The following is an 8,044-nucleotide window of genomic DNA, read 5'->3' as shown; positions in this document are numbered from 1 at the left end:
GCGATGGACCAGGGCCTGCGCTTCGCCATCCGCGAAGGCGGCCGCACGGTCGGCGCGGGCGTCGTGGCCAAGATCATCGCCTAAGCGCGACGATCGGCCTCCAAGGCGCGAGCCTGCCTGGGTCGAAAGACAGAGTAGCGTAACAGAGCGGCCCCCGGAGCGATCCGGGGGCCGTTTTGCTGGGACGGCCGCAAGGCTGCGTCGAACGATCGTTGGGCGATCCGATAGCGGCGGTTCGCAACGAGCGCGGCCTTCGGGCGTTAGGAGGGGCCGCCGAACAGCCAAGGTTCTCGATGCGTCCGATCCTCCTGCTCGCCTGCCTGATGGGGCTGGCCGCCTGCGCCGCCCATCCGGGCAAGGTCGATCATGTCCGTTTCGCCAGCGATGCGAAGACGGTGCTGGCCACCACCCAGGAAGGGGCGTTGCGCGGGGTGGAGGGCGACGGAACCCGCGCCTTTCTGGGCGTGCCCTATGCTGCGCCGCCGGTGGGCGACGGGCGTTGGCGGGCGCCGCAGCCGGTTCAGGCCTGGCCCGGCGTGCGCGACGCGACGCGGATCGGGGCGGACTGCACCCAGGCCATCGGCCGGCGCGCGATCCTGGGCGGGGGCGGCGGGATCGTCGTAGGGTCCGAGGACTGCCTGTACCTGAACATCTATGCGCCGGCGGGCGAAGCGGAGCGGACCAGGCCGGTGATGGTCTATATCCCCGGCGGCGCCTTCACCGTGGGGGCGGGCGCCAATTACGACCCGTCCAAGCTGGCCCGCGCACAGGGGCGGGTGGTGGTGACGATGAACTATCGGCTGGGCGCCCTGGGCTGGCTGGCCCATCCGGGATTCCAGGCGACGGGCGAGGGGTTCGGCGGCAATTTCGGCCTGATGGACCAGCAGGCGGCGCTGAAATGGGTGCATCGGAACATCGCGGCCTTCGGCGGCGATCCGAACGACGTGACCCTGTTCGCGGAAAGCGCGGGGGCCTGGAGCGCCTGCTATCTGATGGCGTCGCCGGGGTCGCAAGGGCTCTATCAGCGCGTCATTCTGCAGAGCGGGGGGTGCCTGGAGCCGTCGTCCCTGGTCGCCGCCCGGGAGGCCGCCCAGTCGGGGCCGATGTTCGCCGAACGGCTAGGGTGCGCAGGCGAGGACCAAATCGCCTGCCTGAAGGCGATGCCGGCCTGGCGGTTGTCGCGCGCGGCCTCGCTAAGGGCCGGGATCAACGGGCCGGGGTCTTGGGGGCCGGTTCACACCGACGCGACCGTGCCGGAAAACCCCGCCGAAGCGTTGCGCGAGGGGCGATTCACCCAGGTTCCGGTCCTGATCGGCACGAACCTGGACGAGGGGCGGCTGTTCGCCAACGAGGTCAAGACGATGGATCGCTACAGGAAAGAGACGATCTGGATGTACGGAGACCAGGGCCAGCGGGTGCTGGCTCGCTATCCGGTAGGCCCGGACGGCCCGGCCTACGCCATCGCGGCCAATTTCACCGATCAGAGGTTCGCCTGTCCGTCGCAGGCGCTGCGACGGGTGCTGGCCGCCCATGTGCCGGTGTGGGGTTACGAGTTCGCGGATCGCCAGGCGCCGTTCGTGCTGCCCGACTGGGTCGTGGGCCTGGACCTGGGCGCCTACCACGCCAGCGAGTTGGCCTATGTCTTCGGGACCAGTTGGGTGTTTGCGGACGTGAAACGGTTCACGCCGGCGCAGAAGGCGTTGTCGGAGCGGATGCAGCGGCTATGGGCGGCGTTCGGCACGGAGGGGTTCGCGGCCGAATGGCCCCGCGTCGAGGGTGCGGGGCCTGTCAGGGTTTTCGCGCCCGAGGGCGACCGGATGGACGACGACTTCTTCGCGCGTCACCACTGCGCCTTCTGGGACGGGACTCCGTTCGGGGCGGTGCACTGACGCTTAAAGGAAGCGGACGGTCACACCGGGCTTGACCTTGTCGGCCAAGGTCCAGGCGTCCCAGTTGGTCAGGCGGACGCACCCGTGCGACGCCGTCTTGCCGACCAGTTCCGGGTCGGGCGCGCCATGGATGCCGTAACTCGGCTTGTTCAGGTCGATCCAGACGACGCCGACCGGATTGTTGGGACCGGGCTTGACCACCACCTTCTCCTTGCCGTCGCCATAGCTGAGCTTGGACGGGTCGTAGGTGTAGTCGGGATTGCGGGCCACGCCGTTGACCTTGACCGTGCCGGTCGGGGTCGGATTGTCGCCGCTGCCGATGGTGGCGGGAAAATAGGCCAACAGCCTGCCTTGGGCGTCATAGGCGCGCACCGACCCCTCCTTCTTGTCCACGTCGATGTGATCGACATCGCCCGGCAGGGGAGCATGGTCGACGGCGGGGACCAGCAGGGCTTGGCCGACCTTGTCGAAGTCGGCGCCGGGGTTCATGGCGCGCAGCAGGGCCTCGGTGACATGAAAACGTTCGGCCAGGGCCTCCACGATATTGGCGTAGCCCATGTGCGGCGCCTGGCCCTGGGCCGCCAGATCGGTCGGGACCACGCCGATATAGGGGCCGGCGACGTCCTGTTGCGTGATCCGATAGGTGGTCGTTACGGGGCCGGCGCCCCCCGCCCGCAGCCGCCCCATGACCTCGGCGTCCAACTGGCCGTTCACCGGCAACCCCTGCGCCTTCTGGAAGGCGGATATGGCCTGGCGCATGTTGGAGCCGGCCAGGCCGTCGATGGCGCCAGGCGAAAAACGCGCGCGCTCGAGCAGCACCTGGGCGTGGATCAGGGCGGGGTCGGGCTGGGCCTGAGGCTGAGTCGCGCCTGCCGGGTCCTGGCCTGGCGGCGTCGGCTGGGCGGGGGGCGCATAGGCGGCGTTCTCGATGGCGTCGCGAGACAGGGGGCCGGTCTGGCCGACCTGGGCGGCGGGGGCGTCGGGCTCGTTCCGGGGCGAACAGGCGCTCAGGGACAGGATGGCGAAGGCGGCGAGATAGGCGGGATGGTTCATCAAGAAGCTTTCAGCAGTCGGTCGCAGGGGCGGCGCGCGGGATCAATTCTGTTCGCCGGTCGCAGGATCGGTCTCGGTCTCGCCTGAGTTGGATGAGCCTTCCGCGCCCTCTGGCTCGGTCGCCGGGCGGGGCGGCTGGCCGGGCTTGTCCGGGCGTAGGTTTTCGTTCTCGACTTTACGGTCGTCGGGGCGGCTGTCGGTCATTTTCGTCTCCCTTGGAGGGGAGGCAACGCGCGGAGCGGGCGACGGCTCCGTCAACACCCGTTCACCATGCCCATCAACCGTGCCGAAACGCGGGGGGCGTATGTGTTCGGCTGGAACGGACCTTGCTGCACAAGGTTCGACGAGGACGGCATGAGCGGAAAACTGCAGGTCGAGATCGCGGAGGCCGGCGCGCTGAATGGCGAGGCCGTGGCCCTGTGGCGCGCCTGGACGGCCGAGAGCCCCGATTTGGCCAGCCCCTATTTTCGCTGGGACTACGCCGAGATCGCCAGTCGCGTCTGCCCCGGGGCCGCCATCGCGGTGTTCCGGCGCGAGGGGCGCATCGTCGGCTTCTTCCCGCATCAGAGGCGCGGCGGAGCCGTGCAGCCTCTGGGCGCGCCGATGAACGACTATCACGGCGTGATCGCGCCGGTGGGGGAGACGATCACCCTGGAGGACACCGCGCGGCTGCTGAAGGCGCGGCGGCTGGCCGTGCCGGGCTGGATCGGGGCGGGCGAGGCGGGCCAGGCGCGCCAGACCGTCCAGGCGGCCATGCCCGAGGAGGGCTATGACGCCTGGTACGCCGAACGCCGCCGCACCTTCGGCAAATATTTCAAGGACAAGGAGCGGGCGCGTCGCAGCCTGGAGGCCGAGCTGGGGCCGATCCGGGTGGAGCGCGGCCTGCGAGACCCGGCCCTGCTGGACCAGCTGATCGACCTGAAGGCGGCGCAGTATCGGCGCTCGGGCCTGCACGACATCTTCGCCTGCGGCTGGACGCGGGACCTGCTGCACGCCCTGATGGCCGAGCCGCGCGCGGATTTCGGCGCCTCGATGGCGGCGATGCACGCGGGGGAAAAGCTGGTGGCGGTGGAATTCTCGCTGCACGCCGGGCGGCAGTACCATTTCTGGTTCCCGGTCTATGAGCCCGCCCTGGCGCGGTGTTCGCCGGGAATCCTGTTGAGCATGGACACGATGCGGCTGGCCTCGGCCGAGGGGTTCCGGGTGTTCGACTTCGGCTTCGAAGGCGAGCCCTACAAGAAGTATTTCGTCAACGCCCGCCAGACGGTGCGCGAGGCCGTGGTCTTGCGGCCCGGTTTGGGACAGGCGCTGGCCGACATGGCGGCGGGCGCGCTGGCGCAGGCGGGCGACAGGGGCGAGAGGGTCCGAACCTCCCTGCGCCGACGCTGGACCACCATAGAGGCGTGCGAACCGACGTCGGCCGGACGGCTGAGGGGCGCCGCCGCCGCGGCCCGCGCCGCCGCGCGCAAGCTGGCCGCCAGGAAGAAGACGTCCGCGCGCGTCGCCCATGCTTGAAGAAGAGGCTGCGATGACCGAACGCCGCACCCGTTATCCCGGCCCGATCGCCGAGGCCAGGGACCATCCCCATACGCTGGTCGCGCAGGGATTCGCCGAGGATGCGGCCCTGGCGGCCGTGCTGGATCGGTATCCGGCCGAACTGTTCGACATCAACCTTTACGACTTCGACGACGAGGGTCAGGTCAGCCTGCGTACGGGCGCGCGCGGGCGCCTGTCGGGCGCGGACCTGCTGGAGGCGATCAAACAGGGTCGTCTGTGGGTCAATCTGCGCGAGGTCGAGACGGGGTGGCCCGAGTTGTGGGCCGCCGCCATGAAGGATTTCGCGGCCATCCAGGCGACCTATCCGGGGATGCGGGCGGTTCGGAACGCGGGGCAGTTGATCCTGTCCTCGCCCAAGGCGCGGGTGCCCTATCACTTCGATGCGGCGGGGGTTGTGCTGTTCCACCTGCGCGGTCGCAAGCGGATCTTCGTCTATCCGGGCGACGAAGGGCATCTGCCCGAGCGCAACATGGAACAGGTGGTGGCGCGTCAGACGACCGAGGAACTGCCCTATGCCCTGGCGTTCGAGGACGACGCCCAGGTGATGGACCTGGAGCCGGGCCGGGCGCTGACCTGGCCGCTGTATGCGCCGCACCGGGTGGAGAATCTGGATCGGTTCTGCGTCAGCCTGTCGATGGATTTCCAGACCTGGCCGTCGCGGTTCAGGAACGGGGCGCTGTTCACCAATGCGGTGATCCGCGGCCGAGGCGGGCGGCCGCGCCAGACCGACGGCATGAGCACGCCCGAACTGGCGGCGCGCTGGGCCGCGTCCCTGGCGCTGAAGCGGGCGGGGGCGATGAAGAGCCGGATCGCCCATTTCGAGCGCGACTTCGAACCGGAAGTCGGGGCGGCGGACGGAGCGGGATTGCTGAAGGCGTCCTGAGACCTTCGCGTTAAATCGAGTTCATGACCTGAAGTTAAAATGACTTTGCAGCGGGCGTCGCGCACCTTCCTCGCACAGACGGGAAGGGAAAGCCGACATGAAGACCGCACTGATCGCCGCCGCCGCCGCCGCTCTGACGAGCTTGGCCGCCGCCCCCGCCTCGGCCGCCGAGGTTCAGATCCGCAACGCCGTGGCGCGGGTCGTGGTGATCGTGGAGGACCGCCAGGACATCGGGGTCGAGGTGACGCAGGGCGGATCGCGACTGCCGGCCATACAGGTGCGCCGCGACGGCCGCGACGTCCGCATCGACGGCGGACTGGGCCGCAACGGGGCTTTCTGGGCCAATGGCGGCAATCGCATCCGCAGCTGCAACACCGGCCGGGCCGACGCCGCCGATCCGGGACGTGGCGCGACGGTCGAGGTGCGCGACCTGGGCCGTTTGCGCCTGGAGGATGCGCCGATGATCGTGATTCGCACGCCGCGCGACGTGGACGTCAGCGCCGGCGGGGCCGTGTTCGGTTCGATCGGACGCGGCGCGCGCTCGGTCGATCTGGACAGCGGCGGATGCGGCGCCTGGAACGTCGCCAATGTCGACGGCCGTCTGTCGCTGGGCGTGGGCGGCTCCGGCTCCATCCGCGCGGGAACGTCGCGCGCCCTGCACGCCAACGTGGGCGGGTCGGGCAGCATCTATTCCGGCGCGACGGGCGACCTGAGGGCGGCGGTCGGCGGCTCGGGCAATGTCGATGTGGCCAGCGCCGGCGGCCAGGGCGATCTGTCCATCGGCGGCTCGGGCGGAATCAATGTGCGCCAGGGGCGGATGGACAAGCTGTCGGTCGCCATCGGCGGATCGGGCGACGTGCGCTACGGCGGGGCGACCCGCGATCTGAGCGTGGCCATCGCCGGCTCGGGCAATGTCCGCGTCGCTTCCGCCACCGGGGCGGTGTCGCGCACCGTGGTCGGATCGGGCTCGCTGCAGATCGGGCGCTGAGGTCCGCCTCTTCGCTTGAAACGGAAGGCCCTCGGTCGTGGAACCCCGGGGGCCTTCTCGTATGCGCGATGGAAAAAGCCCCGGCGGATCGCTCCGCCGGGGCCTCTTTGCCTTCCGATGGGGACCGGCGGCTGGATCAGAAGCCGCGCAGGCCCGGCAGACCGGCCAGGGTGCGGCCCAGGTTGGCGCCGGCGCGATCCAGCGATTGCAGCGTGCCGCCGAAGTTGTAGCGGGCGCCCACGACGAAGTTGTCGGAATCGACGTCCACGTCGTTCAGCGAAACGCGCTGCCACGAGCCGAACAGGCTGAACGGGCTGTTGTCCAGCTGGTACTCGGCGCCGACGCCATAGGCCCAGGCGTCGATTTCGCCGACCGAGTCCACGTCGACGTTGTTGTAGGATACGCCGGCGTTCAGGCGCAGCGACGGGTTGACGTAATAGGCGGCGTCGCCGCCGAACGTCCAGGCGTCAGCGCCGTCCAGATCGGTGTAGGCGACCACGCCGGTCAGGGTGGCGGACAGCAGATACTTCTGCACTTCGCCGCCGACCGAGAAATAGTTCTCGCCGCCGATGTCCGACACGCCCGCGAAGGCGCCGGCGCGCAGGTCCGAGCCGAAGGTCTTGGTCAGGTGAGCGGCGGCCGCGCCGACGGTGTCGTCGCCGAAATCGCTGTCGGCGTAGGCGACCGAACCGTTGACGGTCACGGTCCATTCCGGGGCGACCTTCACGGCGGCGACGCCGTCCAGGGTCGCGCCGTCGGTCTTCAGGCCTTCGGTGTCGGTGTGGGCGTAGCCCAGGCCGACCGAGCCAACGGACTCTTGAGCAAAGGCCGGGGCGGTGAACAGGGCGGCGGCGGCCGAGGCGAGGAGGATCGTCTTCATTTTGTTTTGTCCTTAGCAGTCATGCCCGGATGGGGGTCCGGGAGGGGCGCCTGCTATCAGCATACGGACTAAGCGCAGCATCAAACCGCCGTTCGCCAAGCCGCTGTCGTCAAGTTGTTGCGCGTCTGTCACGCACTACGGCAAGAATGTGTCGTCATAGCGGAGCAGGTGAGGCAAGGCCTTCGTGTCCGTCCACGATAGAGGGACTTAGCCCGAAGCGGGGCCGAGCACCGTCGATTTCCGCGCCGGATCGGACGGCTGAGGGGGCATGAGGGAAACCCCACTCTTGTTGGACCGGCTGTGCACTTCGGTGCAGACGCGGTTCGCAAGAACGACCTAAGTCACTGTTCTTTGCAGCTTCTTGGGACTTCAACGGCCTTCGCGGGCGACTGCGTGGGCCGATCGTTTTTGCGGATTTGCGTATCCTGAGGGCCTAGCGCCCGAAGGCCTTCGGTCTTTGAAATGGTTCACAGGGACGCGGTCCTCCGACCGCATTGGAAGTAAGCACCGATATGGATCAAAGCATCCGCATCAGGCTCAAGGCCTTTGATCATCGCGTCCTCGATTTCTCGACGCGCGAGATCGTCAACACCGCCAAGCGCACCGGCGCGACCGTTCGCGGTCCGATCCCGCTGCCGACCCTGATCGAGAAGTTCACCGTGAACCGCTCGCCGCACGTCGATAAGAAGTCGCGTGAGCAGTTTGAAATCCGCACGCACAAGCGCGTGCTCGACATCGTCGACCCCACCCCGCAGACCGTGGACGCGCTCATGAAGCTCGACCTGTCCGCCGGC

At 68.9% G+C, this 8,044-nt stretch carries 9 protein-coding genes; 6 read left to right on the top strand and 3 right to left on the bottom strand.

Going from position 1 to position 8,044, the window contains the following annotated elements; all coding sequences use genetic code 11:
• On the top strand, positions 1-84 hold an 84-nt coding region (locus DI624_RS15420; RefSeq protein WP_291540246.1), incomplete at its 5' end, for a hypothetical protein.
• Positions 85-293: 209 nt separating this feature from the next.
• A complete protein-coding gene (locus tag DI624_RS15415) occupies positions 294-1,889 on the top strand; it encodes a carboxylesterase family protein (RefSeq protein WP_291540245.1) in 1,596 nt (531 codons plus the stop codon).
• Between the two features lie 3 nt (positions 1,890-1,892).
• Here the strand turns inward: DI624_RS15415 and DI624_RS15410 are convergent, their stop codons facing one another.
• Entirely contained in the window at positions 1,893-2,942 is a 1,050-nt protein-coding gene (locus tag DI624_RS15410; protein ID WP_291540242.1) for a L,D-transpeptidase, read from the bottom strand.
• A 42-nt stretch (positions 2,943-2,984) separates the two neighbouring features.
• Positions 2,985-3,146 (bottom strand): hypothetical protein, encoded by a 162-nt coding sequence (locus tag DI624_RS15405; protein WP_167400474.1) that lies wholly within the window; start codon positions 3,144-3,146, stop codon positions 2,985-2,987.
• 150 nt (positions 3,147-3,296) lie between these two features.
• Between DI624_RS15405 and DI624_RS15400 the strand changes: the two genes are divergently transcribed.
• From DI624_RS15400 to DI624_RS15390, 3 genes are all read left to right on the top strand, one after another.
• Positions 3,297-4,457: a GNAT family N-acetyltransferase gene (locus DI624_RS15400; protein WP_291540238.1), complete on the top strand. Its 1,161-nt coding sequence runs from the start codon at positions 3,297-3,299 to the stop codon at positions 4,455-4,457.
• 13 nt (positions 4,458-4,470) lie between these two features.
• On the top strand, positions 4,471-5,382 hold the full coding sequence (locus DI624_RS15395) for a transcriptional regulator (RefSeq protein WP_291540236.1): 912 nt from the start codon (positions 4,471-4,473) through the stop codon (positions 5,380-5,382).
• 97 nt (positions 5,383-5,479) lie between these two features.
• Positions 5,480-6,370, top strand: coding sequence for a DUF2807 domain-containing protein (locus DI624_RS15390; protein ID WP_291540233.1), 891 nt, complete (start codon positions 5,480-5,482; stop codon positions 6,368-6,370).
• A 136-nt stretch (positions 6,371-6,506) separates the two neighbouring features.
• Here DI624_RS15390 and DI624_RS15385 read toward each other — a convergent pair whose 3' ends face one another.
• Positions 6,507-7,250: a porin gene (locus DI624_RS15385; protein ID WP_291540230.1), complete on the bottom strand. Its 744-nt coding sequence runs from the start codon at positions 7,248-7,250 to the stop codon at positions 6,507-6,509.
• Positions 7,251-7,762: 512 nt separating this feature from the next.
• Here DI624_RS15385 and rpsJ point away from each other — a divergent pair.
• Positions 7,763-8,044, top strand: a 282-nt coding sequence (gene rpsJ / locus DI624_RS15380) for a 30S ribosomal protein S10 (RefSeq protein WP_291540227.1), incomplete at its 3' end; no start/stop codon positions are given.

The sequence above is a fragment of the Brevundimonas sp. genome (genome assembly GCF_003248455.1).
Taxonomy (GTDB): Bacteria; Pseudomonadota; Alphaproteobacteria; order Caulobacterales; family Caulobacteraceae; genus Brevundimonas.
Note: the sequence above shows the minus strand (reverse complement) of the source record. Positions and strands in the feature narration are given on the sequence as shown.

Excerpts from the sequence above, each read along its gene's own strand:
- DI624_RS15415 (WP_291540245.1), top strand. The coding sequence starts at position 294 with ATGCGTCCGATCCTCCTGCTCGCCTGCCTGATGGGGCTGGCCGCCTGC.
- DI624_RS15410 (WP_291540242.1), bottom strand. The coding sequence starts at position 2,942 with ATGAACCATCCCGCCTATCTCGCCGCCTTCGCCATCCTGTCCCTGAGC.
- DI624_RS15405 (WP_167400474.1), bottom strand. The coding sequence starts at position 3,146 with ATGACCGACAGCCGCCCCGACGACCGTAAAGTCGAGAACGAAAACCTA.
- DI624_RS15400 (WP_291540238.1), top strand. The coding sequence starts at position 3,297 with ATGAGCGGAAAACTGCAGGTCGAGATCGCGGAGGCCGGCGCGCTGAAT.
- DI624_RS15395 (WP_291540236.1), top strand. The coding sequence starts at position 4,471 with ATGACCGAACGCCGCACCCGTTATCCCGGCCCGATCGCCGAGGCCAGG.
- DI624_RS15390 (WP_291540233.1), top strand. The coding sequence starts at position 5,480 with ATGAAGACCGCACTGATCGCCGCCGCCGCCGCCGCTCTGACGAGCTTG.
- DI624_RS15385 (WP_291540230.1), bottom strand. The coding sequence starts at position 7,250 with ATGAAGACGATCCTCCTCGCCTCGGCCGCCGCCGCCCTGTTCACCGCC.